This is a genomic window from Clostridium sp. UBA5988 (genome assembly GCF_002435615.1).
In the GTDB taxonomy this organism is placed as follows: Bacteria; Bacillota; Clostridia; order Clostridiales; family Clostridiaceae; genus Clostridium_J; species Clostridium_J sulfidigenes.
Genome location: NZ_DJBA01000029.1, coordinates 72,871 through 97,494, shown reverse-complemented (window position 1 = coordinate 97,494; position 24,624 = coordinate 72,871). Strand labels below are relative to the sequence as shown.

Genomic DNA, 24,624 nt, shown 5'->3' with positions numbered 1-24,624 from the left:
GTTTAATTTTCAAAGACCATTTAATTTATCGCTTACTATTAACGACTTTCTTAGTTTACTACATAAACTTTATATTGTCAACAACTTTTCAAAAACTTTTAATTTTGATTTGATGTTTAACTGTCATTGTATCGCTCAGCGACAAAACATATCTTATCATGATTATTTAGTAAATTATTTATAATTAAATCCCATTAACTAAATTTATAACTATATATCTTTAAAATTCATTATTTTTCTTAACTATTCATGTATTGATACACTTGGATATGTGTTTGTATTATTAAAATCGATAATAATATACATAGGATATTTTACCTACATTTAAATTAACAATATATATGGATTTACGTATTTCAAAACAAAAGAAAAGAACTTTCTTAAANNTTTAAGAAAGTTCTTTTCTTTTTGATAATAAATTAATCAATTTACTCTAAAGTCTTATCATTACTTTCTTCAAGTTCATTACTCTCTTCTAAATCATCATTTTCATCTGAGTTTTCTGATAAGTTATTTTCATTGTCTACAATTCCATCTATAGACATTTGTTTATCATCATTCTTTTCTTCTTCACTATTATAGTTAATTTTTGCAACAGCTACTATATTTACATCTTCTCCAGTTTTCATAAGAGTAACTCCCATAGCATTTCTACTAGTTGTAGATATATCACTAACGTTAATTCTTATTATTATACCATTACTGTTAATTAACATAATTTCATCTACATCTCTAACTACCCTAGCACTAACCACGTTACCTGTCTTTTCTGATATCTTATAGGTCTTGATTCCTTTTCCACCTCTTCTTTGAAGTGTGTAGTTTTCTATAGCTGTTCGTTTACCAAATCCTTTTTCACTAATTACAAGAAGTTCTTCGTCTGGTTTTGCTATTATCATTGATACAGCTATATCATCTTCTCTTAATGTTATAGCCTTAACCCCTGTAGTAGTTCTTCCCATATTTCTAACTTCTTTTTCACTAAACCTTATAGAGTATCCATACTTAGTGACAAATAATACTTCATCATCACCTTTAGTTATTCTAACTCCAACAATTTCGTCATCTTCTTTTAAGTTAATAGCATTAAGTCCATTCTTCCTAATGTTTTCAAACTTATCTAATGATGTCTTTTTAACCATTCCTGATTTAGTACCCATTAAAAGATAATTATCACTATCAAAGGTTCTTATAGACATAACTGCTTGTATATTTTCATCTGGATCTAGTGGTAGCATATTAACAATATTAGTTCCCTTAGCAGTTCTGCCACCTTCTGGGATTTCATATCCCTTTAATTTATATACCTTTCCTTTGTTTGTAAAGAATAGTATATTATTTAAAGTTGGTGTTATTAAAATATGCTCTACAAAATCATCTTCTTTAGTAGTAACCCCTTGAATACCTCTTCCACCTCTTTTTTGAGCATTATAGGTATCAGCTGGTAGACGTTTGATATATCCTCCATGGGTTAATGTTATTACTATATCATCATCATCAATTAAATCCTCATCCTCAAAGCTATAAGGATTTTTTTCTATAAGAGTTCTTCTATCATCACCGTACTTTGTCTTTATTTCAACTAATTCATCTTTTATGATGTTAAGTAGAATTTCTTCACTATTAAGTATTGATTGTAGATACGCTATTGTTTTCATTAGTTCATTATACTCATCTTCAATCTTATCTCTCTCCAGACCTGTTAATCTTTGCAATTTTAAATCTAAAATAGCTTGTGCTTGCTTTTCTGAAAGATTAAACTTTTCAATTAATCCCTCTTTAGCTTCTTGAGCTGTTTTAGACGCCCTAATTAAAGATATAACTGCATCTATATGATCAAGTGCAATTCTTAATCCTTCAAGAATATGAGCTCTAGCATTAGCTTTGTCTAAATCAAAAATAGTCCTTCTTGTTATTACATCTCTTTGGTGATTTAAATAATGTGTTAAAATTTGTTTTAAATTAAGTACTTTAGGTTCATTATCAACTAATGCAAGCATAATGATACCAAAAGTATCTTGCATCTTAGTATGTTTATAAAGTCTATTTAAAACAACATTTGCATTAGCATCTCTTTTTAATTCTATAACAATTCTCATTCCATCTCTATCTGATTCGTCTCTTAAATCAGATATTCCATCTATTTTCTTTTCCTTAACTAAATTTGCTATAGATTCTATAAGATTTGCTTTGTTTACCATATAAGGTATTTCTGTAACTATTATTCTATTTCTACCTTTATGCTCTTCTATCTCAGCCTTTGATCTAACTAGAACCTTTCCTCTACCAGTTTCATATGCACTTCTAATTCCACTCTTTCCAAGTATTATTCCTCCAGTAGGAAAGTCTGGTCCTTTAATCTCAGACATAAAGTCTGATACAGTAACGTCTGGATTATCAATAAGCATAATTACTGCATTTATAACTTCTGTAAGATTATGAGGTGGAATATTAGTAGCCATACCAACGGCTATACCTGAAGATCCATTTACAAGCAATGTTGGAAATCTTGCAGGTAATACTTCTGGCTCTTTTTCTTCTCCATCAAAGTTGGGCTTAAAATCTACCGTTTCTTTATTAATATCTCGAAGCATTTGACTTGTAATTTTACTCATCTTAGCTTCTGTATATCTCATTGCTGCAGCTCCATCACCATCAACGGAACCAAAATTTCCATGACCATCAACAAGCATATATCTTATTGAGAAACTTTGTGCCATTCTAACTAACGCATCATATACTGAGCTATCACCATGTGGGTGGTATTTACCAAGTACATCTCCGACTATTCTTGCACACTTTCTATACCCTTTTTCATAAGTTATTCCTAACTCATGCATAGAGTATAGAATTCTTCTATGAACAGGCTTTAATCCATCTCTAACATCGGGTAATGCTCTTCCAACAATAACACTCATAGCATAATCTATATAAGATTTTTTCATTTCTTTTTCTATATCAACTGGTATTATTTTATCTATAGTGTCCATATTTACACCTACCTTTACTATACCCTAATACTATATATCTAAATTGCTAACTCTCTTAGCATTTTCTCTTATAAATTCTCTACGTGGATCTACTTTATCCCCCATCAATATTGTAAATATTTCATCTGCAGCCATTGCATCCTCAACGCTTACTTTTAATAATATTCTTCCTGAAGGGTCCATTGTTGTGCTCCATAATTGTTCTGGATTCATTTCTCCAAGACCTTTATATCTTTGTATATCTGTACTACTATCTTTTCCACCTATCTCCATTAAAAACTTATCAAGTTCATCATCACTATAAGCATATTGTTCAATCTTTCCCTTTTTAACTTTATAAAGAGGTGGCTGTGCAATATATACATGTCCTAGGTCTATAAGGTCTCTCATAAATCTATAGAAAAATGTAAGTAGTAGTGTTCTGATGTGAGCACCATCTACATCGGCATCTGTCATTATTATCACTCTATCATATCTAATCCTTGATACATCAAAATCTTTGCCAACGCCTCCACCAAATGCAGTTATCATAGATCTAATTGTATCTGATGCTAATATCTTATCAAGTCTTTGCTTTTCTATATTCATTATCTTTCCTCTAAGGGGAAGTATGGCTTGGAATCGCCTATCTCTTCCTTGCTTAGCAGAACCACCCGCAGAATCTCCCTCAACTATATAAATTTCACATTCAGATGGATCTTTAGAAGAACAATCTGCAAGTTTCCCTGGCAAAGTTGTACTCTCAAGCACTGATTTTCTTCTAGTAAGTTCACGTGCCTTTTTAGCTGCTTCCCTAGCTCTAGCTGCATTTAAACCCTTCTCTATAATGCTTTTACCAACAGTAGGGTTTTCTTCTAAAAATGAACCTACAACATCTCCTACTATTGATTCTACTATTCCTCTTACTTCACTATTACCAAGCTTAGTCTTAGTTTGACCTTCAAACTGAGGATCTGTAAGCTTAACAGATATAACTGCAGTTAACCCTTCTCTTACATCTTCTCCACTTAGATTTTTGTCATTTTCTTTTAAAAATCCAAACTTTTTAGCATAATCATTAAGAACCCTAGTTAATGCTGTCTTAAAACCTACTAAGTGAGTTCCACCTTCAACTGTATCTATATTATTTGCAAAGGAAAATAAATTCTCGTTATATGTGTCATTGTACTGAAATGCTAATTCTACTGAAGTTGTATTTTTTATTCCTTCTATATAGACTGGTTCATTATGAATTTTTCCTTTATTTCTATTTAAGTATTCTACAAAGGATTTTATCCCACCTTCATAATGAAACTTATTTTCTTTCTCATATCTTTCATCTGTAATTTTGATATTTATACCTTTATTAAGAAATGCTAACTCTCTTAATCTTTGAGACAATGTATCATATTCAAATTCAATACTTTCAAATATTTCTTCATCTGGCATAAAGTGAATTATTGTTCCATGATCATCAGTATTTCCGATTTTATCAAAAGGTGTAACAGTCTTACCTCTTGAAAAACTTTGATACCATATATGCCCATCTCTTTTTACTGTAACTTCACAAATCTCTGATAATGCATTAACAACAGAAGCTCCAACCCCATGAAGTCCTCCTGATACCTTGTATCCTCCACCACCAAACTTTCCACCAGCGTGAAGTACTGTCATTATAACTTCAATTGTAGGTATATGCATTTTAGGGTGTATGCCTACTGGCATTCCTCTTCCATCATCTATTACTGTAACTGAGTTATCTTTATGAATAATAACTTGTATACTTTCACAAAAACCCGCTAATGCTTCATCTATACTATTATCAACAATCTCATAAACTAAATGGTGTAGACCTCTTATACTAGTACTTCCAATATACATTCCAGGCCTTTTTCTAACTGCCTCAAGTCCTTCAAGGACTTGTATCTGATTTTCATCATATTTTTCATTATTAACCATAGCTATCCTCCTAACTTAACCTAAAGTTCACAGTATGACATATTAGTCCTTTTACACAAAGTAGATGATGATATAGGTGACAAATAAATCTTACTCTTCTTGTTTACTTCAGCTATAATAAATGATTTAGGTTTATCACTAGTTATACGTTCTACAAACCCATCTTCTTCTGCTAACCTTATGAACTGGCTAGTGTCTGGACTATACATAGTAGATTCTATGTCAAAAATACCTATTATATCTTTAATTGGCACAACTATACTTTCGCCTAAGTGTAAAAACATAGTATTTCCCCCTAACTCCATCACATTATTTCTTGTACGCTTCCTTTTTCAACATTGAATATTTTCATGTTATTACCTTTTAAATATTTTTTTATTCCTGTAATTCCTGTACATGTTATTAAGGTTTGAATTCCATTTATAGATCTCAATATATATTCTTGCCTTTTTGTATCTAATTCAGACAATACGTCATCAAGTAATAACAATGGATATTCTCCTATTAATTCTTTTATTATTCGCAATGATGCAAATTTTATCGTCAAAACAGAAGTTCTTTGCTGACCTTGCGATCCAAATATCTTCACATCTATATCATTTATAAATATAGAAAAATCATCTCTATGTGGTCCTACAGATGTAATTTTTTTCTCTAGATCTTTTTTTCTATTACTTTTAAGTAGGTTATATAACTCTTCTTGCAGATTATCAATACCTTTAAGCTGCATTATATAATTAAATTCAATAAACTCACTTCCCTGAGTTATATCGCTGTGAATTTTTTTAGAGAATTCATTTAATTTTTCTATATACTTAATTCTTTGAGCTATTATGTAACTCCCAAATTCAGCTAATCTAATATCATATATATCTATCATATCTATGTCAGCGCTAAATTTCTTTAATATAATGTTTCTTTCATTTAAAACTTTTTTATATGAAGATAGATAATGGTAGTATTTTTTGTCCAGTTTGCAAAGTTCAATATCTAAAAATCGCCTTCTGAATGATGGCGAATTCTTAACAATATCTAAATCTTCTGGTGAAAATATAACTACATTAACAACACCTACCAGATCTTGTAGCTTAGTTATCTTTATTGAGTTTATATTTATAGCTTTTTTCCCATCTTTAAAAAGTTTTATATTGATTTTTTTATCTAAACGTTCTTTTACCACATAAGCACTAATATACGCCTCGTTACTGTCCCAATATATAAGCTCTTTATCTTTATTAGTTCTATGTGATTTTCCAACACTCGAATAGTATAGCGACTCAAGTATATTAGTTTTTCCTTGAGCATTATCACCTTGAAAAACATTAGTTCCATCACATAATTCTAAGGTCACATTTTTATAATTTCTAAAATTTATTAAATTCAAATATCTAACATACATAAAAACACCCACCTAAAATTATATCATAATATACATTCTAAGTGTGAAAATTACTGTAAAAATATAAATATAGCTGAATCACTTAATTATAATAACTATAAAACTCAAAAGGCTGAAATACTTATCAGCCTAACGTTTTATACAATAATATACTCTTCTTCTTGAAATTCTATTTTATCACCTATATATAGCTTTCTTCCTCTCCTTACTTCCACTTCACCATTAACCTTAACATCTTCATTTTGTATATAAAATTTAGCTTCTGACCCTAAGGTAGTAGCTCCAGTAAACTTCAAAAATGAGTCTAGCTTTATAAATTCTGTATCTATTTTTATTTCTACCATATATTTCTCACATCCTAATTATTATTAGCAACTCTTACTGGAAGTAATAAATAAACACTGTTATCACTATCTTGATTTCTTATTACACAAGGAGAAACCGTAGATGTAAATTCCATGGTTATATTTTCCTCTTCCATTGTTTTAAACACATCAATTAAATATTTAGAATTAAATGCAATTTTTATTCCTTCTCCTTGCAATATTATTTGAACTTCTTCTCTAGCCTTTCCCAATTGAGAATTTGATGTTACAACTAGGGTATCATCAGAAATATCAAATTTTACAAGATTAGTGTTTCCATCCTTCGCCATAAGTGAAGCTCTTTCTATACAACCTAAAATTTCATTTCTGTTAACCGTAACTTTTAAATTATGCTCCTTAGGAATGATAGATTCATATTTAATAAAATCCCCCTCTAATAATCTAGAGACGACTTTAGTATTTCCAAAATTAAATAATATGTGATTCTTTGTAAATGTAATTTGTACAACATCATCAGTATCTTTAAGAATTTTAGAAACTTCATTAAGTGTTTTTCCTGGTATAACTGATTCTTTATTAGATTTACAATCCATGGATTCACTCTTTAAGGCTACTCTAAATCCATCTAGTGCAACCATATTTAGTTTATTTTCTTTAACTTGAAGTAATATCCCTGTCAATATAGGTCTTGTATCATCTTGAGCAATAGCAAAAATGGTTGATTTTATCATATTTTTTAAAGTTTTTTGAGATACAGATAACACCACATCTTCTTCTATGCTCGGTAACGTTGGATATTCTTTTGGATTTAGGTATACTAATTGAACATTAGATTTTTGGCACTTTAGTTCTACCTCATTACTATTGATTTCAGCTATTTCAACTATATCGTTAGGTAGTTTCCTTATAATTTCGCCAAATATTTTAGAGTCAAGAACCACTTCGCCTTCTTCTATAATGTTGGCTGGTATTTTTGTTTCTATGCTAACTTCTATATCAGATCCAATTAACGTTAATAATCCATCTTTTGCAGATATATATATACCTTGAAGTATAGGCAATGTTGATTTACCTGTAATAGCTTTTTGAACATCTGAAATTGCTTCTTGTAATAAACTTTTTTCTATTAAGAATTTCATATAAAAATCCTCCTCCTTATGCACATATAAAATTACTATAAATAGCTTAGATAATTAAATAATATTTAGTAGTAGTAGTAGTAGGGGCTGTTGATTTGTTGATAAGTACTTCTAGGCTAATGATATCAACAATTTCTGTGTAAAATAAATTGTGGATAAACTAATTTTGAAATTCAGTAGTTATCCACAGTATTAAGAATATTTTTTTTTTGAAAAGTAATCCACAATAAATCTTTTAATAATTAATAACATTTGTTATTAATTACTTTTGATTAATTCTTTTACTTAATTCAGCTATAGCTGATTGAAGGCTTTCATCTTTCTTTAGATTCTGAGAAATTTTTTCATATGCATGAATTACTGTAGTATGATCTCTACCGCCAAATTCTTCACCTATCTTGGGAAGAGAAGTATCTGTAAGCTTTCTTGAAAGGTACATAGCAATTTGTCTTGGAAAAGCAACATTTCTAGTTCTTCTTGCAGATTTGAAGTCATCTACCTTTAAGTTATAGTAACTAGAAACTATATCTTGAATTAATTCAATAGTAACTTGCCTTGAATTTCTGTTTGATATTATATCTTTTAGAGCTTCAGATGCTAAATCTATACTTATATCTTTATTTGTTAAAGAAGAATAGGCAACTATTCTTATAAGAGCACCCTCTAGTTCTCTTATGTTAGATTTAATTTGTGTAGCTATATATACCATAACTTCATTAGGTATATTTAAATTTTCTACATCAGCCTTCTTTTTTAGGATAGCAATTCTTGTTTCAAAGTCAGGGGGTTGTATATCAGCTATAAGTCCCCATTCAAATCTAGATCTTAACCTGTCTTCTAATGTAGGAATTTCTTTGGGAGGTCTATCGCTTGATAGGATTATTTGTTTATTAGCATCATGCAGAGCATTAAAGGTATGAAAGAACTCTTCTTGAGTAGATTCCTTACCGGCTATAAATTGAATATCGTCAATAAGAAGTACATCTACATTTCTGTATTTATTCCTAAATTCAACATTTTTATCATCTTTAATAGAATTAATAAGCTCATTTGTAAATTTTTCTGATGAAACATAAACCACTTTAGACTTTGAGTTAACTGCCTGTATGTAACTCCCAATAGCATGCATTAAGTGTGTTTTTCCAAGTCCAACTCCTCCATAAATAAATAGCGGGTTATAAGCCTTAGCTGGAGACTCTGCTACAGCTAAAGAAGCTGCATGAGCAAACCTATTACTATTTCCTATGACGAAAGAATCAAAGGTATATTTAGGATTTAGAATTGCTGACATTTCATCATTTACAATTAAATTATGTTTACTATTTGTATGCTTAGAGGTTGATGTATCTAAATCAGAAGCTTCCTCAGAGCTTATAACAAAGTTTATTGAATATGATTTATTGCATGCTGCTTGAATAGAATTTTTTATTAGGTCTTTATATCTATTCTCTAGGATATCCTTAGTGAAGTCATTACGAACACCAAGAGTTATAGTTGAATCAGTCATTTTTAGTGGGTCAATACTTTTTATCCAAGTATTAAAACTTACTTCGGTGAGTTCAGCTTTAAGTATTTCTAAGGCTTTTTCCCAAATTTCATTTACATAGGTGTTCATTTTATATCCTCCTCTTAAAATAGTTATATCTATAGTTAATAATAGAAAAGAGATAAAAATCCACAAGAGTATCAACAGAATAATAGATACATATAAAGTTGTTTACCATTGTTAAAATTTTTATTCACATGTTTATAATTTGTGTTTTAATAAATAGTAAATTATACTTACTAACAATATATAATTATAAGTTATACACAGGCAAAAGTGGTGAAAAACATTAAAATTTCATGTAAAAACACAAAAAAAAGAGAAAAAATAAGAGTTATTCACAGAATAATCAACAGATTGTGTATAACTTGTTCGAAAAATAACTTATCAACATCCATACATAATGATATCAAAAGATTGCATGCTATTCAATAAGTTATCCACAAAAAAAATAGTTTTGTGGAATTTTTATTAACAAGAGTGTTTAAAAACACAAAAAAATGACATATTAATAATGTTAGAAAATGTTCTAAATAGTTATCTTGACATAAGAGTTACTTACATTTATAATCTAATAGTGAAACTTATAAAGTAGTGATAATTTAATTGCTATAAATGAAATATAAGATGAAGGGGGTGCAAGCACATGTTCATGACTTACCAACCTAAAAAAAGACACAGAAAGAAAGAGCATGGATTCAGAAAAAGAATGAGTACTGCTTCTGGAAGAACTGTTCTTAAGAGAAGAAGACAAAAAGGAAGAAAAAAATTGACAGCATAAGGGCCGCTAATGTGGCCTTTTTCTGTAATTAAGAAAGAGAGCAACATAGAACTATGAAAGAAGAAAGGCTAAGAAAAAACCCTGAGTTTAGATTAGTATATAGAAGAGGGAAATCTTTATCTACATCTTTATTAGTGTTATACGTATTCAAAAACAATAAAGGAATTAATAGGGTAGGAATATCTGTAAGTAAAAAAGTAGGAAAGAGTGTAGTTCGTAGCAGAGTAAAGAGGCTTATAAGTGAAAGTGTTAGATTAAATAAACAAGGATTAAAGCAGGGGTATGATCTAGTCTTTGTTGCAAGAAGTGCTTCAAAGGATAAGAGTTATAAAGAAATTGAAAACTCGGTTAAATATTTATTTAAGAAATCAGGGCTTAATAATGTTGAAAAAAATATTACTATTAGTAATTAAATGTTATAGAAAATATATATCTCCTATGAAAGCGCCATGTTGCATATTTGAACCAAGCTGTTCCATATATGCAATTCAAGCTATCGAAAAATATGGCGCAATCAAAGGAGGTTTTATGGCTATTAAGAGAATTTTACGGTGTCATCCTTACCATAAGGGAGGATATGACCCTGTTAAATAGAAAGTATTAGGAGGGGTTAATTTGAATTACTTATCTGGTATATTTGTAGAAGTATTTAAATCGGTTCATAATTTTGTCCAGTTAATTACAACAAATCCAGACATATCATTCGGTATTGCAATAATAATATTTACATTACTTGCAAGAATATGTTTATTACCATTATCGCTAAAGCAAACTAAATCTACGGCTAAAATGAGTGCAATTCAGCCTGAAATTAAAAAGGTTCAAGAAAAGTATAAAAACGATCCTCAAAGACAGCAGACTGAAATAATGAAAGTATATAAAGAAAATAATGTGTCCATGTTTGGTGGATGTTTACCGATGCTTATTCAGTTTCCAATTATGATAGCATTGTTTTATGTATTTAAATCAATAGATTATCAAGGAGCTGGATTTTTATGGATGCCAGATTTAGCACAAAAAGATCCAACAATGATATTACCAATAGTTTCAGGGTTAACAACATATTTTTCTAGTAAGGCTATGCAACCTGCTACTGGAGATGCAGCTAAACAAACTAATATGATGAATATTGGTATGTCAATTTTCTTTGGATTTATGTCATTACAATTTCCAGGAGCATTAGTACTTTACTGGACAGTAGGAAACTTAATCCAAATGGCACAATCTTTAATATTAAATAAAATTTATAAAAAGCCTAGTACTAAATCGGCATAATAAAATCATTTTATTATTGGAAGGGCGGTATCTAAAGCATGAAAAGTATTGAAATAATTGGTAGGACTGCTGAAGAAGCTATACAGAATGCCTTAAGAGAATTAAATGTTACAGAAGAAAAAGTTACCATAGAAGTATTAGAAGAAGGTAGTAAAGGATTTTTAAATATAATAGGGGTTAAGCCAGCAAAAGTTAAGGTGACACTAAAGAGAGATTATATAGGTGATGCTAAAAAGTTCTTAAGAGATATTCTTAATGCCATGAATGTAAAAGCTGAGATTCATATAAAAGAAGAAAATAATGAAGTAAATATTAATTTAGTAGGGCCTAATATGGGGGTATTAATAGGGTATAGAGGAGAAACTTTAGACTCTCTTCAATACTTACTGAGCTTAGTGGTTAATAAGAATCATGATGAAACATACAAGAGAGTAATTCTTGATACTGTTAATTACAGACAAAACAGACAGGAAACACTTAAAAAATTGGCACTTAAAATGGGAGATAAGGTACGAATAAATGGAAAGACTTTAAAATTAGAACCTATGAACCCATATGAAAGAAGAGTTATTCATTCAACTTTGCAAAACAATGCATATGTAACTACCCATAGTGAGGGTGATGAGCCTTATAGAAGAGTAGTTATTGAATTAAAGAAAGCCTAGCGGCTTTCTTTTTATATTTTCAAGTAGTGTGATACAATAGTGATTTGTGGGTACAATTTATATTAAGTTATGTTGTAATATAATAAAGGAGGCACTAACATGAAGGATTTTGATACAATAGGTGCTATATCAACAAGTATAGGAGAAGGTGGCATTGCCATTGTAAGAATTTCTGGAGACAAGGCTAAAGATGTTGTTGAGAAAATATTTCAAGCTAAAAATGGTCAATCAATTAAAGATATGAAAAGTTATACCATGAAATATGGGTATATAATAGATGAAAATAATAATCACATTGATGAGGTTATAGTTTCTTTTATGAAGGGACCTAGAAGTTTTACAGCAGAGGATACTATAGAAATAAATTGTCATGGTGGGGTAGTTGCTACAAACAAGGTTTTAGAACAGGTTATAAAGCAAGGGGTTAGGATTGCTGAACCAGGAGAATTTACTAAAAGAGCTTTTTTAAATGGGAGAATAGATTTATCGCAGGCTGAAGCTGTGATTGATATAATTAATGCTAAAACTGATTTAAGTATGAAGTCAGCATTAATGCAAAGTGAAGGATTAATTTCCAAGGAAATCCGGGGATTAAGAGAAAAGTTATTATCAACAATTGCACATATAGAGGCTACTGTAGATTATCCAGAAGATGATTTAGAAGAAGTAACATCTGAAATGGCTATAAGGGATTTAGATATAATAAAAAAAGAAATAAAAGAGTTTATAGAAACTGCTGAAGAAGGAAAAATATTAAGAGAAGGATTAAGTACCGTAATTGTAGGTAAGCCTAATGTAGGAAAATCATCGCTTTTAAATGCATTAACTAAAGAAAATAGAGCTATAGTTACAGATATACCTGGCACTACAAGAGATGTTATAGAGGAATATATAAATATTTCTGGAATTCCAATAAAGATTATTGATACTGCAGGAATAAGAGAAACAGATGATGTAGTAGAGAAAATAGGTGTAGAAAGATCAAGAGCTAAAATTAATGATGCGGATTTAATTATTCTTATATTAGATTCTAGCAATGAGTTAACTGAGGAAGATAAGGAAATTATTAATCATATAAGTAATAAAAAATATATGATATTATTAAACAAGAGTGATTTAAATAGTAAAATTACTCAGAAGGATTTAGAAAATATTAATTGTACCAATATATATAGTATTTCAGCTAAAACAGGTGAAGGTATAGATGAGGTTAGGACAGCTATTAAAGATATGTTCTTCAAAGGCGAAATTAGTACTAACAATGTTATAATAACTAATACAAGGCATAAAGAAGCTCTTTTAAGAGCTTATGAATGCATTGAGAGTGCTATAAATACTTTAAATTATACTTTTGCTATTGACCTTGCATCTATTGATATTAGAAATGCTTGGACATTTTTAGGTGAGATTACAGGAGATTCATTAGAAGAAAATATTATAGATAAAATATTTAAAGATTTTTGTCTAGGTAAATAGAGGTGAAATAATGAAATACTTAGCAGGAGATTATGATGTAGTTGTAGTAGGAGCTGGTCATGCTGGTTGTGAGGCTGCTTTAGCTACGGCTAGAATGGGATTAAAAACTTTAATGTGTACACTTAATCTTGATAGTTTAGCGCTTATGCCATGTAACCCTAATATTGGGGGTACCGCAAAGGGTCATTTAGTTAGAGAGGTTGATGCATTAGGTGGAGAGATGGGAAGAAATATAGATGATACTTACATTCAGTCTAGAATGCTTAACATATCTAAAGGTCCAGCAGTTCATTCACTTAGAGCTCAAGCAGATAAAAAGAGATACTCTGAAAGAATGAAACATGTGATAGAGACAGAGCCTAATTTAGATTTAAAACAACTTGAGGTTGTAAGTATTGATGCACCAAACAACGTAGTTAAAGGTATTCTAACTAAGTATGGAGCTTACTTTAATTGTAAATCAGTTATTTTAACAAGCGGTACTTATTTGAAATCACAGGTAATAATAGGTGAAGTAGTGGTAAATGAAGGACCTAGTGGATTATTTCCGGCTAATGAGTTATCTAAATCATTAATAGATTTAGGGATTACATTAAGAAGGTTTAAGACAGGAACACCAGCAAGAATTAATGCTAGATCAGTAGATTTTTCTAAAATGGAAGAGCAAAAGGGTGATAAAGATGTAGTTCCATTTTCATTTATGAGTGGAGACATACAAAGATCACAGGTATCTTGTTATCTAACTTATACCAATAGTAAAACCCATGATGTAATATTAAAAAATATAGATAGATCACCACTTTATAATGGATCGATAAAAAGTACAGGACCAAGATATTGTCCATCCATTGAAGATAAAGTAATGAGATTTAGAGATAAAGAAAGACATCAATTGTTTATAGAACCAGAAGGAGAAAGTACTGAAGAAATGTATGTTCAAGGAATGAGTAGTTCTCTTCCAGAGGATGTACAATTAGAGTTTTTAAGAACAATAGAAGGACTTGAAAATGTAGAGGTAATGAGAACTGGGTATGCAATAGAATATGATTGCATAGATCCTACACAATTAAAATTATCATTAGAGTTTAAGCATATAGATGGATTATTTTCAGCAGGACAGGTAAATGGAAGTTCTGGTTATGAAGAAGCAGCAGGACAAGGAATTCTTGCTGGAATAAATGCATCTCTTAAAATTAAAGGAAAGGAGCCTTTAATTTTAAAAAGATCTGATGCTTATATAGGAGTTTTAGTAGATGATTTAGTTACAAAAGGAACCAATGAACCTTATAGAATGATGACTTCAAGGTCTGAATATAGACTTTTACTAAGACAAGATAATGCTGATTTAAGGTTAACGGAAATTGGTTATCAAGTTGGATTAGTTAAAGATGAAAGATATAAGGCGTTCATTAAGAAAAAAGAGGATATAGATGCAGAAATAGAAAGATTGAAAAATCTTCAAATAACAGGTAAAAAAGAAGTAAATGAATTTTTATTTAAAATGGGTTCTGCAGAACTAAAAAAACCCACTTCATTATATGAATTAATTAAACGTTCAGAATTAGATTATTACAATATTAAGGGCCTAGATCCGGAAAGAAAAGAGCTTAGTAGACAAGTTACGGAGCAAGTTAATATAGTATCTAAGTATGAAGGCTATATAACAAAGCAATTAGAACAAATTAGTCAATTTACTAAATATGAAAATAAATTTATACCAGAAGATTTAGACTATAATGAAGTTAAAGGATTAAGGACAGAGGCTATTCAAAAATTAGATTCAATAAAACCAGTAAATATAGGTCAAGCATCTAGAATTTCTGGAGTATCTCCAGCAGATATAAATGTTCTATTAATATTTCTTGAGCAAAGAAGAAGAAGCTTAAAAATAAACAATTAATATATAATATTTAAGAATAAAAGAAATAAGTATTTATTAATACCTACTAATTATTTAGGTTTATAATTAGTAGGTATTAGTTTAAAATAGAAATATATACATAAAATTTTATTAAAACATATAAAACTTAATTATACGGAGGATTAAAATGGAGTATTTTGATATGTTGAAAGAAGCTTGTGAGAATGAAGGATTAATCTTTGATGAAACAATGTATAATAACTTTATTCAATATAAGGCATTAATTAAAGAGTGGAATGAAAAAATTAATTTAACAGCAATAACAGAAGATGAGGAAATTATAAAAAAGCACTTCATTGATTCTATTAAAGTATTTGAATATCCATATGTAAAAGAAGCTACGAAAATTATAGATATAGGAACAGGAGGAGGGTTTCCAGGGATTCCTATGAAAATAGTAAAGCCTGAGTCTTCTATGGTTCTTTTAGATTCTTTAAATAAAAGAATAAATTTTTTAAATGAAGTTATTGATAAACTAGAGTTAAAAGATATTAAAACCATTCATGGTAGAGCAGAGGACTTTGCACAAAAGGCAGAATACAGAGAAGAATTCGATTTAGCTGTATCTAGAGCTGTTGCAAATTTAACGGTTTTATTAGAGCTATGTTTACCTTTCGTAAAGGTTGGTGGATATTTTGTAGCATTAAAAGGACCAGCTATAGAAGATGAAATAAAAGATTCTAAAGTAGCACTTAAAGTATTAGGTGGGCATATTCAAGAAATAATAGAGGTTAATATTGCAGGTAGTGATCTTAAACATAATTTGTTAGTTATAAAAAAGATTAAAGATACACCAAAAAAGTATCCAAGAAAAGCTGGAACAGCAAATAAAAATCCTATAAAATAAATTTCTAGAAATATTTATATTAATTGTTAAATATAAAGAGGAATTTTGAGATTAATATAGAATTTTAATTAAAGATAAGGAATTTCATAAAAGGATGGTATAAAATGGAAAATACTATTAATTATATAGCGGTTGATTCAATAAGTCCTAACCTTTATCAGCCAAGAAAAGTATTTGATGAAGAGTCAATACAAGAGCTTGCACAATCAATAAAGGTTTATGGAATAATTCAACCTTTATCAGTTAGGAAAATAGATGAGAATAATTATGAGCTAATCGCAGGTGAAAGAAGACTAAGAGCAGCTAAAGAAGCTGGATTATCAAAAGTCCCAGCTATAATAGCTAATATTAATGATAAGGATTCTGCTGCAATTGCATTATTAGAAAATTTGCAAAGAGAAGATTTAAATTTCTATGAAGAAGCGTTAGCATATCATAATTTAATTAAAGTACATTCTTACACTCAGGAGCAATTATCTGAGGTTATAGGTAAGAAGCAATCTACAATAGCAAATAAGCTTAGAATTTTAAAGTTAGATGAAAAAATAATTAGTACAATAATCGACAATAAATTGACAGAGAGACATGCTAGAGCATTATTAAAAATACCAACTGATGAGTTGCGTAATGAAGTATTAGAAATTGTAATAAAAAATGGGCTAAATGTTAAAAAAACAGAAGAACTTATAGATAGGGAATTACTTAAATTAGCTCATACTGAAGTTGCATCAGATGGTAAAAAGAGAATAAAAGGAGCATTTAGTCCAGCTATATATATTAACACTGTAAAGCAAGTTTTTGATAAATATGGGGTGGAAGCTAAATATAGATCCAAGGAATTAGATGATAGTATACAAGTTACTATAACAATAAAAAAGAAATAATATTTTTATAATACTTTTATAAAAGACTACAAAATGTTTCACGTGAAACATTTTGTAGTCTTTTATTGAACAATTAATTTTATATAATTAAAGTTAGTTTGAACAAATGAAATTTCAACAAATTTATGAATTGAAGTACTTATATGAAAAATGTACAATAAATTTATACAATAGCATTATCAATCTATCTAAAATAGTAAATTAATCTAAATATGTTGATAAAAAAATAAATACTTATTAATTTATGTAATAATTACTTTAAATAAAATCTGTATCAATATATAATATAAATACATAGGTAAAATAAATTTATAATGATTAAAATTATTAGTAATATAAAGTTTCTAATATATAGTAATTTAAAACAAAACCTACGATAGATAAGGGGGGAGAATATGAAGGTAATATGTATTTTCAATCAAAAAGGGGGAGTTGGAAAAACAACTACTAATATAAATTTATGCTCATATTTAGCAATGAATGGATATAAAGTTCTGTCTATAGACATAGATCCTCAAGGAAATACAACTAGTGGTATAGGATTAGATAAAAGAAAAATACATTGTTCTATGTATGATGTTTTAACAAGTAATGTTTCATTGAAAGAAATTATCAAAAAAAGTGAAATAGTAGATAACTTCTATATTGCACCTTCAACTATGACTCTAGCAGCAGCTGAAGTTGAAGTTATAAGTCAGGATCAAAGAGAAAAAGTTTTAAAAAATAAAATTGATGAAATAAAAGATGACTATGACTATATATTTATAGATTGTCCACCATCGTTAGGTGTATTAACTATTAATGCGTTAACAGCATCTGACTCAGTTTTAATACCAATTCAATGTGAGTTTTATGCTCTTGAAGGTGTAGGACAATTGATGAGTACTATACAATTGATTAAGAGATATTTAAATACTGGTCTTGAAATTGAAGGTGTAATCATGAGTATGTATGATAGTAGAACTAGATTATGTAATGAAGTAGTTGAAGAAATTAAAAAGTACTTTAATGATAAGGTATATGATACTTTCATACCAAGAAATGTTAAATTAGCAGAGTCACCTAGTTTTGGACTTCCTATCATGCTATATGATGATAAATGTAAGGGATCAGAAGCATTTGAAGCTTTAACGGAGGAGTTTATTAGTAGACAAGGAGGAAAATAGCATGAAGAAAACAGGGGTTTTAGGAAAAGGATTATCTTCATTAATTCCTGAAAATGACTTTCAGGACAGTAATAATGAACAGGTTATAAGTATAGATATAAATTTAATTAAGCCTAATAAGGATCAGCCGAGAAAGCATTTTGATAATGAAAAGTTAATAGAATTAGCGAATTCTATTAAGGAACATGGTATAATACAACCTATTGTTGTAAGAAAAGAAAATCAGTTTTATGTAATAATTGCAGGTGAACGTAGATGGAGAGCAGCAAAATTATTAAACTTAAAAGAAGTACCAATAATTGTTAAAGAATTGTCTGATGTAGAGGTTGTACAAATTTCTTTAATAGAAAATATAATTAGAGAAGATTTAAATCCTATCGAGGAAGCTACAGCATATAATAAATTATTAAATGATTTTAATTTGACTCAAGAAGAAATAAGTAAACAGGTTTCAAAGTCTAGAAGTGCTATAGCTAATTCATTAAGATTACTAAATCTCGATGAAAGAATACAGGGATATTTAATTGAAGGTGTTTTATCAGAAGGACATGGGAGAGCAATATTAGCATTAGAAAATAAAGAAGATCAATATGTAGTTGCCCAGAAAGTTATTGATGAAAACCTAAATGTTAGACAAACTGAATTATTAGTTAGAAATTATTATAAAGATGATGATAATAATAAGTATAATAAAATAAATAGTAAATCAGAAAATGATATATATTACAAAGATATAAGAACAAAATTAGAAAATCATTTTAATACAAAAGTATGTATAAGTAATAATTCTAAAAATAAAGGAAAAATAGAAATAGAATATTATTCTCCAGAAGATTTACAAAGAATAATAGAAATTTTAAATATATAATGTTTCACGTGAAACATTTTTAGAGAGGATGAATGCTTTTGGAACGAATTATAGAATTTCTCAATGAATATAATGTATTTATAACTATAGGATTAATAATATTAGTATTCATATTAATCATTATTTTGATAATATCACTAGTAGCAACAAGTAAGATGAAAGATAAATATAGAAAAATTATGAAGGGTACTAATAATAAAAATTTAGAAGAATTATTAGTAAGCTCATTAGATAAAATTGACAATATGGAAGAAATAACAAATGAAGTTAAGGATATGTGTAATAAAACATCTAACAAAGTTTCATCTTGTATTCAAAAGGTTGCAATGCAAAGATATAAAGCTTTTGAGGATATTGGAAGTGATTTAAGCTACTCCATTGCGTTGTTAGATGGAAGAAATAACGGTGTAATAATAACTAGTATTTATTCAAGAAATGAAAGTATTACATATGCAAAACCTATTGATGATGGTATATCTAGATATGATTTATCGCAAGAAGAAAATAATGTTCTGCATCAAGCTGTAAATACTAATAAGGAATAGATTTAATAAAATAGAGTAGCTATATTACTATAGCTGCTCTATTTTATTAAAGTTATATTTAGTATTTACCATTATAAGTATAGAGAATGGATATTATTGTAATTAGATATAAAAAACAAAGTAACAAGATTATAGCTTATGTTTATTAACTCGATATAAAGTAATGCATATAAGAATAATTTATTTTAGGTAGAACAACTAATTAAATCAAAGTGGAAAATTAAGTTTAGCATAAAATGAAGTATTTATATATTAAACAAGTAAAAAAGAGATAATAAATGTTTCACGTGAAACATTTATTATCTCTTCTTGTAAGTTCTAGTCTGCATCTAAAACTTTAGGAATATATTTATTGTTAACCTTGGAGGAAGATTTACGTCCACCTATAGTTTTTATTATAGAATGGTATATTCCTGAGGAGATTACTTCAGCTAATTTCATTACAATATATAATCGAGTATTTTGAAGTACCATAAATTCTAAAGAGCCAGATATATTAACAATTCCAACAATACTTAAATCACCAACAGAAGGTAAATTTTTATTTAGAGCAGCTCCAGGATAAAGAGGTTTAGATTCAATTATAACTTTACCTACATTTTGAAGACCTCCAAGAGAAGCATCTATAGCAATTATATATGGATTATTATGATTCTTAAGTATTAAATCATTGGTTTCAGAAATATTTTTTGCATGCACAGGGTTTTCTAGATTTCCATAGATAAAAACCTTATCTCTAACTAGAAATTTGAGTTTATAACCTACAAGTGGACCTAAACTATCACCTGTAGATCTGTCTGTACCTATACATAAAATAACAATATCTCTATTATCTTTAATTACTTTGGTTAGTTCTTCTGAAAGAATTTCTCTTATGTCATATATAGAATTATCAGATAAAGCATCGAAAATAACTTTTTCCACCATGAATAACACCCTCCTATATTAGAAAGTATTACCATATCGATGAATTTAATACATCTATTATTAATTCATTACAATTTTTTAATAGAAGAATTTATACTACACAAGATATAATCTATATCTTTATCATCATTAAAATATCCAAAACTAAAACGTAAAGTTCCGTTAGGATATGTTCCAATAGTTTTATGAGCTAATGGAGCACAATGGAGACCGGTTCTAGTTATAATATTATATTCAGAGTCAAGAATAAATCCAAGTTCACTGTTATCGATTTTAGAAGAGTTTACAGATATAGTTGAAGTTCTGTTTTCTGTATTTAGATGTCCATAAACTTTCATTGTAGAAATATTTAATATTCCATCAATGAATTTCTGCGTTAGATAATCTTCATGATCTTTAATTGTAGATAATCCTTCATTTTGGATAAAGGTTATTCCGGATAAAAGACCTGCAATACCAGGTGCATTAATAGTACCACTTTCAAATTTATCAGGTAAGAAGTTGGGTTGAATTATGTCTGAGGAAACACTTCCTGTACCACCAACAATTAATGAAGAACAAATATCATTCATTTTATCATCTATGATAAAACCACCTATACCTTGAGGTCCTAATAAACTTTTATGTCCAGTAAAGGCTAAAGCATTGCAGTTTAATTTTTGAAAATTTAAATCAAGTACGCCAGCTGTTTGAGCAGTATCTATAATGAAAAAAATATTATTTCCCTTGCAAATTTGTCCGATTTTTTCTAGAGGTTGAATAGTACCAATTATATTAGAACCATGAGAAAGGGTCACAAGTTTAGTATTATGCTTGATTTTACTTTGAAAATCATCAATATCAATTTCACCTAATTTATTACATTGAATTATATCTAATTCAATTATTCCTTTAGATTTTAATTCATTTAATGTTCTAAGGGTACTGTTATGATCCATAGAAGATGTTATAACATGCCATCCAGGTTTAACTATACCTTTAATTAAAATATTTAAGGACATAGTAATATTAGATGTAAATATTACATTTTTAGTATCAGGAAAATTAAAAAAATCACATAAAGCATTTCTACATTGGAATATAACTTTATTACCTTTTAAGGATGAAGTAGATGCTCCTCTTCCGGGATTACCGCCTATATTTCTCATATAATTTAGTATATCATTATAAACACAATCTGGTTTAGGGAAAGATGTAGCTGCATTATCTGCATAAATTTGCATAGTATTACCTCCTAGGTTAAATTTATCATATTTAGATATATAATAAGTAAAATTTATATATTACAAATTTAGATATGATATATTCTATAGATTTGATATAATTAGTATGTTAATAAAGATTGTATTATAGTAAGTTGTTATAAAACAATAATACAACATTATAATAAATATATACAATATCATATTATTATATTAAATAGAACATATTAATTAATAGATATTAACTAAATATTATATCAAATAGTATTTAATAGGGGGAAATGTTATGGAAAATATTAGAAATGAGATTGACTGTAGAGGATTAAATTGCCCAATTCCAGTAGTAAATACAAAAAAATATTTTGATGCTTTAGAAAGTGGTATAGGAGTAACTGTTGTAGATAATGAGGTTGCTAAAAATAATGTGGTTAAATTTGCTCAAGGAAATGGATTTAACTATGAAATAGAAGAAAGAGAAGGCAATATATACTATATAACAATTACAAAGGGAGAAGTTAAAGTAGAAAAATTAAATCTAAAAAATTCTAATGAAAAAGAAGAGATTTTTACTATTGTTATAGGTTCAGATAAATTGGGAAATGGAGATGATGAACTTGGAACAGCTCTTATAAAGAGTTATTTATTTGCACTTTCGGAGGCAGAAGTTATACCAACCAATTTAGTATTTTTAAATGCAGGGGTAAAGTTAGTAGTTGAAGGAGCTCTTACCCTTGATAGCTTAAAAAGATTAGTAGAAAGAGGCGTAAATATACAAAGCTGTGGTCTTTGTTTAGATTTTTATGGATTAAAGGAAAACCTTGCAGTTGGAGAAATTAGTAATATGTATGCAATAATTGAAATGATGAATAAAGGAAAAACTATAAAGTTATAAGAAATAGTGCTAGGAGATATACGAAATGAAAGAATTTTTAATTGTAACTTTTAATAATACTCATGAAGCTATGAAAGCTGAATCAGTATGTATTAATGAAAAGCTTAAGGTTACTATGATGCCAACACCAACATATATAACAAAAAGTTGTGGAATAAGCTTAAAGGCGGATATTGGTATTGTAGATAGCTTAAAAGAAATAATAAAAGATAAAAAGATGGAGTTCAAAACTATTTATCAATTTACTGATAGTAAGTTAATAGAGTTAAATATTGACTAAAATAAAAAATAATACGAGATGGTAAAAAGTAAATATAAAACAATATAGTTTATTGATATAAATATTTGGGAACAATGATATAGGAGAAGAATATGAAAGAATTTGAATTAAATGATATTGTAGAAACTAAAAAAACACATCCATGTGGTAGTAATAAGTGGGAAATAATTAGACTGGGTGCAGATATAAAAATTAGATGCACTGGATGTGATAGAATTGTTATGATTCCTAGAAGTAAATTTGAAAAGAGCGTAAAGAAAATTCTTAAGAATGAGGAAAAATAAGATAACAATATTGACTTGATAGTTTTACTATGATATAATTTGATGATGTAATCCCTGCTGTGAAAATCACAGCCGTTAGTCCGGGGGGAGGAGGTGAAACTAATGAGAGCATATGAAACTATATTCATATTACACCCATCATTAGACGAGGAGGCTGTTAAAGCTAACGTTGAAAAATTTAAAGGTGTAATAGAGAACAATGGTGGAGAAGTTGAAAGCGTTGACGTTTGGGGTAGAAGAAAGCTAGCTTATGAAATCGCTAAAGTTAACGAGGGTGTATACACATTAATCAACTTCAAAGCTGACGCTGAATTACCTAAAGAATTAGACAGAGTATTCAGAATTACAGATGGTGTTATAAGACATATTATAATCAATCCAGAAAGCAAGTAGGTGGTATTAATGAATAAGGTTGTTTTAATCGGAAGATTAACCAAAGACCCAGAGTTAAAATTTACTCCAGGTACAGGTACAGCTGTAGCCACATTTACAATTGCAGTTAATAGAAGATTTAAGAAGGAAGGTCAACCGGATGCTGATTTTATACCTGTAGTAGTATGGGGTAAACAGGCTGAAAGTACTGCTAATTACATGAGTAAAGGTAAACTTTTAAGTGTAGCTGGTAGAATTGAAACTCGTTCTTATGAAGCTAAAGACGGTGGAAGAAGATATGTTACTGAAGTAGTAGCTGATGAAGTAAGTTTCCTTGAATGGGGTGGCAATAAAACATCAGGAATGAATACTGGAGCTGTTTCTCACAATGATTCATCAATACCAACAGATTACTTTGGTGGAGGAGATATGACTCCGATTGATGATGGTGAGGATATGCCATTTTAATAATTAGGTAAGGAGGTAAGAGCAATGGCTTATGATAGAAACGATAAGAATGATAGAAGAAAAGGCGGAAATAGAAAAAGAGCTAAGAGAAAAGTATGTGCTTTTTGTATGGATAAAGCAACTTCTATAGATTATAAAGATATCAATAAATTAAGAAAGTACGTTACAGAAAAGGGTAAAATATTACCAAGAAGAATTTCTGGAAACTGTGCTAAACACCAAAGAATGCTAACTGTAGCTATTAAGAGAGCTAGAAACATAGCATTATTACCATTCACAACTGAATAGTAATAATTTATTTGGTAAAACAAACATATAATTAATAAAAACTAGTGAATCGTTGTTATTCACTAGTTTTTTATTTTAATCTCAGAATAACTGTGAAATAAAGGTAAATATACCTATAATCATGTTGCATAAATATTAAAAAAAA

General features: G+C 28.8%; 27 protein-coding genes. 18 read left to right on the top strand and 9 right to left on the bottom strand.

Features of this window, described 5'->3' with window-relative positions; genetic code table 11:
• Positions 1–428 precede the first annotated feature (428 nt).
• The 7 genes from gyrA to dnaA all read right to left on the bottom strand — a co-directional run bounded on the left by gyrA (position 429) and on the right by dnaA (position 9,407).
• Positions 429–2,990 carry a DNA gyrase subunit A gene (gene gyrA / locus B3J31_RS07685; RefSeq protein ID WP_346873852.1) on the bottom strand — a complete coding sequence of 854 codons (2,562 nt, stop codon included), beginning with the start codon at positions 2,988–2,990 and terminating at the stop codon, positions 429–431.
• Positions 2,991–3,020: 30 nt separating this feature from the next.
• The gene (gyrB, locus tag B3J31_RS07680; protein WP_150844910.1) at positions 3,021–4,928 is read right to left on the bottom strand and encodes a DNA topoisomerase (ATP-hydrolyzing) subunit B; all 1,908 of its coding nucleotides are present in this window, start codon (positions 4,926–4,928) and stop codon (positions 3,021–3,023) included.
• A gap of 20 nt (positions 4,929–4,948) precedes the next feature.
• Positions 4,949–5,212, bottom strand: coding sequence for an extracellular matrix regulator RemB (remB, locus tag B3J31_RS07675; RefSeq protein WP_035135503.1), 264 nt, complete (start codon positions 5,210–5,212; stop codon positions 4,949–4,951).
• Between the two features lie 20 nt (positions 5,213–5,232).
• Positions 5,233–6,327 (bottom strand): DNA replication/repair protein RecF, encoded by a 1,095-nt coding sequence (gene recF, locus B3J31_RS07670; protein WP_150844911.1) that lies wholly within the window; start codon positions 6,325–6,327, stop codon positions 5,233–5,235.
• A gap of 137 nt (positions 6,328–6,464) precedes the next feature.
• Positions 6,465–6,671, bottom strand: a complete 207-nt coding sequence (yaaA, locus tag B3J31_RS07665; RefSeq protein ID WP_035135508.1) for a S4 domain-containing protein YaaA — start codon at positions 6,669–6,671, stop codon at positions 6,465–6,467.
• A gap of 14 nt (positions 6,672–6,685) precedes the next feature.
• Entirely contained in the window at positions 6,686–7,792 is a 1,107-nt protein-coding gene (gene dnaN / locus B3J31_RS07660; RefSeq protein ID WP_150844912.1) for a DNA polymerase III subunit beta, read from the bottom strand.
• A gap of 262 nt (positions 7,793–8,054) precedes the next feature.
• Positions 8,055–9,407 carry a chromosomal replication initiator protein DnaA gene (gene dnaA / locus B3J31_RS07655; RefSeq protein WP_346867541.1) on the bottom strand — a complete coding sequence of 451 codons (1,353 nt, stop codon included), beginning with the start codon at positions 9,405–9,407 and terminating at the stop codon, positions 8,055–8,057.
• Between the two features lie 577 nt (positions 9,408–9,984).
• Here dnaA and rpmH point away from each other — a divergent pair.
• From rpmH to B3J31_RS07595, 12 genes are all read left to right on the top strand, one after another.
• Positions 9,985–10,119 (top strand): 50S ribosomal protein L34, encoded by a 135-nt coding sequence (rpmH, locus tag B3J31_RS07650; protein WP_035135513.1) that lies wholly within the window; start codon positions 9,985–9,987, stop codon positions 10,117–10,119.
• Positions 10,120–10,172: 53 nt separating this feature from the next.
• The gene (gene rnpA, locus B3J31_RS07645; RefSeq protein WP_035135514.1) at positions 10,173–10,532 is read left to right on the top strand and encodes a ribonuclease P protein component; all 360 of its coding nucleotides are present in this window, start codon (positions 10,173–10,175) and stop codon (positions 10,530–10,532) included.
• Entirely contained in the window at positions 10,501–10,713 is a 213-nt protein-coding gene (gene yidD, locus B3J31_RS07640) for a membrane protein insertion efficiency factor YidD (RefSeq protein WP_414632258.1), read from the top strand. The genes rnpA and yidD overlap by 32 nt, the downstream gene beginning before the upstream one ends.
• A gap of 21 nt (positions 10,714–10,734) precedes the next feature.
• The gene (gene yidC, locus B3J31_RS07635; RefSeq protein ID WP_035135516.1) at positions 10,735–11,394 is read left to right on the top strand and encodes a membrane protein insertase YidC; all 660 of its coding nucleotides are present in this window, start codon (positions 10,735–10,737) and stop codon (positions 11,392–11,394) included.
• A gap of 38 nt (positions 11,395–11,432) precedes the next feature.
• The gene (gene jag, locus B3J31_RS07630) at positions 11,433–12,059 is read left to right on the top strand and encodes an RNA-binding cell elongation regulator Jag/EloR (RefSeq protein WP_346873851.1); all 627 of its coding nucleotides are present in this window, start codon (positions 11,433–11,435) and stop codon (positions 12,057–12,059) included.
• 99 nt (positions 12,060–12,158) lie between these two features.
• Positions 12,159–13,535: a tRNA uridine-5-carboxymethylaminomethyl(34) synthesis GTPase MnmE gene (gene mnmE / locus B3J31_RS07625; RefSeq protein WP_150844918.1), complete on the top strand. Its 1,377-nt coding sequence runs from the start codon at positions 12,159–12,161 to the stop codon at positions 13,533–13,535.
• Between the two features lie 10 nt (positions 13,536–13,545).
• Complete coding sequence (gene mnmG / locus B3J31_RS07620) at positions 13,546–15,435, top strand: tRNA uridine-5-carboxymethylaminomethyl(34) synthesis enzyme MnmG (RefSeq protein WP_346867542.1); 1,890 nt, start codon at positions 13,546–13,548, stop codon at positions 15,433–15,435.
• A 148-nt stretch (positions 15,436–15,583) separates the two neighbouring features.
• Positions 15,584–16,303: a 16S rRNA (guanine(527)-N(7))-methyltransferase RsmG gene (gene rsmG, locus B3J31_RS07615; RefSeq protein ID WP_035135523.1), complete on the top strand. Its 720-nt coding sequence runs from the start codon at positions 15,584–15,586 to the stop codon at positions 16,301–16,303.
• Between the two features lie 104 nt (positions 16,304–16,407).
• Positions 16,408–17,187, top strand: coding sequence for a ParB/RepB/Spo0J family partition protein (locus B3J31_RS07610; RefSeq protein WP_150844920.1), 780 nt, complete (start codon positions 16,408–16,410; stop codon positions 17,185–17,187).
• Positions 17,188–17,582: 395 nt separating this feature from the next.
• Positions 17,583–18,353, top strand: coding sequence for a ParA family protein (locus tag B3J31_RS07605; RefSeq protein ID WP_035135527.1), 771 nt, complete (start codon positions 17,583–17,585; stop codon positions 18,351–18,353).
• 1 nt (position 18,354) lies between these two features.
• Positions 18,355–19,221 carry a ParB/RepB/Spo0J family partition protein gene (locus B3J31_RS07600; protein ID WP_150844921.1) on the top strand — a complete coding sequence of 289 codons (867 nt, stop codon included), beginning with the start codon at positions 18,355–18,357 and terminating at the stop codon, positions 19,219–19,221.
• A gap of 38 nt (positions 19,222–19,259) precedes the next feature.
• Positions 19,260–19,766, top strand: coding sequence for a DUF4446 family protein (locus tag B3J31_RS07595; protein ID WP_346873850.1), 507 nt, complete (start codon positions 19,260–19,262; stop codon positions 19,764–19,766).
• A gap of 318 nt (positions 19,767–20,084) precedes the next feature.
• On the opposite strand, the gene yyaC is transcribed toward B3J31_RS07595, so the two are convergent.
• Both yyaC and B3J31_RS07585 read right to left on the bottom strand, forming a co-directional pair.
• The gene (yyaC, locus tag B3J31_RS07590) at positions 20,085–20,693 is read right to left on the bottom strand and encodes a spore protease YyaC (protein ID WP_150844923.1); all 609 of its coding nucleotides are present in this window, start codon (positions 20,691–20,693) and stop codon (positions 20,085–20,087) included.
• A 68-nt stretch (positions 20,694–20,761) separates the two neighbouring features.
• Entirely contained in the window at positions 20,762–21,916 is a 1,155-nt protein-coding gene (locus B3J31_RS07585; protein ID WP_150844924.1) for an aminotransferase class V-fold PLP-dependent enzyme, read from the bottom strand.
• A gap of 265 nt (positions 21,917–22,181) precedes the next feature.
• On the opposite strand from B3J31_RS07585, the gene yedF reads away from it, so the two are divergent.
• From yedF to rpsR, 6 genes are all read left to right on the top strand, one after another.
• On the top strand, positions 22,182–22,787 hold the full coding sequence (gene yedF, locus B3J31_RS07580; RefSeq protein WP_414632069.1) for a sulfurtransferase-like selenium metabolism protein YedF: 606 nt from the start codon (positions 22,182–22,184) through the stop codon (positions 22,785–22,787).
• Between the two features lie 25 nt (positions 22,788–22,812).
• Positions 22,813–23,067 (top strand): DUF3343 domain-containing protein, encoded by a 255-nt coding sequence (locus B3J31_RS07575; RefSeq protein ID WP_035132011.1) that lies wholly within the window; start codon positions 22,813–22,815, stop codon positions 23,065–23,067.
• Positions 23,068–23,159: 92 nt separating this feature from the next.
• Positions 23,160–23,351 (top strand): DUF951 family protein, encoded by a 192-nt coding sequence (locus B3J31_RS07570; protein WP_150844925.1) that lies wholly within the window; start codon positions 23,160–23,162, stop codon positions 23,349–23,351.
• A 102-nt stretch (positions 23,352–23,453) separates the two neighbouring features.
• Positions 23,454–23,744: a 30S ribosomal protein S6 gene (rpsF, locus tag B3J31_RS07565; RefSeq protein ID WP_035132009.1), complete on the top strand. Its 291-nt coding sequence runs from the start codon at positions 23,454–23,456 to the stop codon at positions 23,742–23,744.
• Positions 23,745–23,753: 9 nt separating this feature from the next.
• Entirely contained in the window at positions 23,754–24,191 is a 438-nt protein-coding gene (locus tag B3J31_RS07560; protein WP_035132007.1) for a single-stranded DNA-binding protein, read from the top strand.
• Positions 24,192–24,215: 24 nt separating this feature from the next.
• Positions 24,216–24,479 (top strand): 30S ribosomal protein S18, encoded by a 264-nt coding sequence (gene rpsR / locus B3J31_RS07555; protein WP_035132005.1) that lies wholly within the window; start codon positions 24,216–24,218, stop codon positions 24,477–24,479.
• Positions 24,480–24,624 lie beyond the last annotated feature (145 nt).

What these genes read in the sequence shown, in the direction of transcription:
- gyrA (WP_346873852.1), bottom strand. Translation starts at nt 2,990, where the DNA reads ATGGACACTATAGATAAAATAATACCAGTTGATATAGAAAAAGAAATG.
- gyrB (WP_150844910.1), bottom strand. Translation starts at nt 4,928, where the DNA reads ATGGTTAATAATGAAAAATATGATGAAAATCAGATACAAGTCCTTGAA.
- remB (WP_035135503.1), bottom strand. Translation starts at nt 5,212, where the DNA reads ATGTTTTTACACTTAGGCGAAAGTATAGTTGTGCCAATTAAAGATATA.
- recF (WP_150844911.1), bottom strand. Translation starts at nt 6,327, where the DNA reads ATGTATGTTAGATATTTGAATTTAATAAATTTTAGAAATTATAAAAAT.
- yaaA (WP_035135508.1), bottom strand. Translation starts at nt 6,671, where the DNA reads ATGGTAGAAATAAAAATAGATACAGAATTTATAAAGCTAGACTCATTT.
- dnaN (WP_150844912.1), bottom strand. Translation starts at nt 7,792, where the DNA reads ATGAAATTCTTAATAGAAAAAAGTTTATTACAAGAAGCAATTTCAGAT.
- dnaA (WP_346867541.1), bottom strand. Translation starts at nt 9,407, where the DNA reads ATGAACACCTATGTAAATGAAATTTGGGAAAAAGCCTTAGAAATACTT.
- rpmH (WP_035135513.1), top strand. Translation starts at nt 9,985, where the DNA reads ATGTTCATGACTTACCAACCTAAAAAAAGACACAGAAAGAAAGAGCAT.
- rnpA (WP_035135514.1), top strand. Translation starts at nt 10,173, where the DNA reads ATGAAAGAAGAAAGGCTAAGAAAAAACCCTGAGTTTAGATTAGTATAT.
- yidD (WP_414632258.1), top strand. Translation starts at nt 10,501, where the DNA reads ATGTTGAAAAAAATATTACTATTAGTAATTAAATGTTATAGAAAATAT.
- jag (WP_346873851.1), top strand. Translation starts at nt 11,433, where the DNA reads ATGAAAAGTATTGAAATAATTGGTAGGACTGCTGAAGAAGCTATACAG.
- mnmE (WP_150844918.1), top strand. Translation starts at nt 12,159, where the DNA reads ATGAAGGATTTTGATACAATAGGTGCTATATCAACAAGTATAGGAGAA.
- mnmG (WP_346867542.1), top strand. Translation starts at nt 13,546, where the DNA reads ATGAAATACTTAGCAGGAGATTATGATGTAGTTGTAGTAGGAGCTGGT.
- rsmG (WP_035135523.1), top strand. Translation starts at nt 15,584, where the DNA reads ATGGAGTATTTTGATATGTTGAAAGAAGCTTGTGAGAATGAAGGATTA.
- B3J31_RS07610 (WP_150844920.1), top strand. Translation starts at nt 16,408, where the DNA reads ATGGAAAATACTATTAATTATATAGCGGTTGATTCAATAAGTCCTAAC.
- B3J31_RS07605 (WP_035135527.1), top strand. Translation starts at nt 17,583, where the DNA reads ATGAAGGTAATATGTATTTTCAATCAAAAAGGGGGAGTTGGAAAAACA.
- B3J31_RS07600 (WP_150844921.1), top strand. Translation starts at nt 18,355, where the DNA reads ATGAAGAAAACAGGGGTTTTAGGAAAAGGATTATCTTCATTAATTCCT.
- yyaC (WP_150844923.1), bottom strand. Translation starts at nt 20,693, where the DNA reads ATGGTGGAAAAAGTTATTTTCGATGCTTTATCTGATAATTCTATATAT.
- B3J31_RS07585 (WP_150844924.1), bottom strand. Translation starts at nt 21,916, where the DNA reads ATGCAAATTTATGCAGATAATGCAGCTACATCTTTCCCTAAACCAGAT.
- yedF (WP_414632069.1), top strand. Translation starts at nt 22,182, where the DNA reads ATGGAAAATATTAGAAATGAGATTGACTGTAGAGGATTAAATTGCCCA.
- B3J31_RS07575 (WP_035132011.1), top strand. Translation starts at nt 22,813, where the DNA reads ATGAAAGAATTTTTAATTGTAACTTTTAATAATACTCATGAAGCTATG.
- B3J31_RS07570 (WP_150844925.1), top strand. Translation starts at nt 23,160, where the DNA reads ATGAAAGAATTTGAATTAAATGATATTGTAGAAACTAAAAAAACACAT.
- rpsF (WP_035132009.1), top strand. Translation starts at nt 23,454, where the DNA reads ATGAGAGCATATGAAACTATATTCATATTACACCCATCATTAGACGAG.
- B3J31_RS07560 (WP_035132007.1), top strand. Translation starts at nt 23,754, where the DNA reads ATGAATAAGGTTGTTTTAATCGGAAGATTAACCAAAGACCCAGAGTTA.
- rpsR (WP_035132005.1), top strand. Translation starts at nt 24,216, where the DNA reads ATGGCTTATGATAGAAACGATAAGAATGATAGAAGAAAAGGCGGAAAT.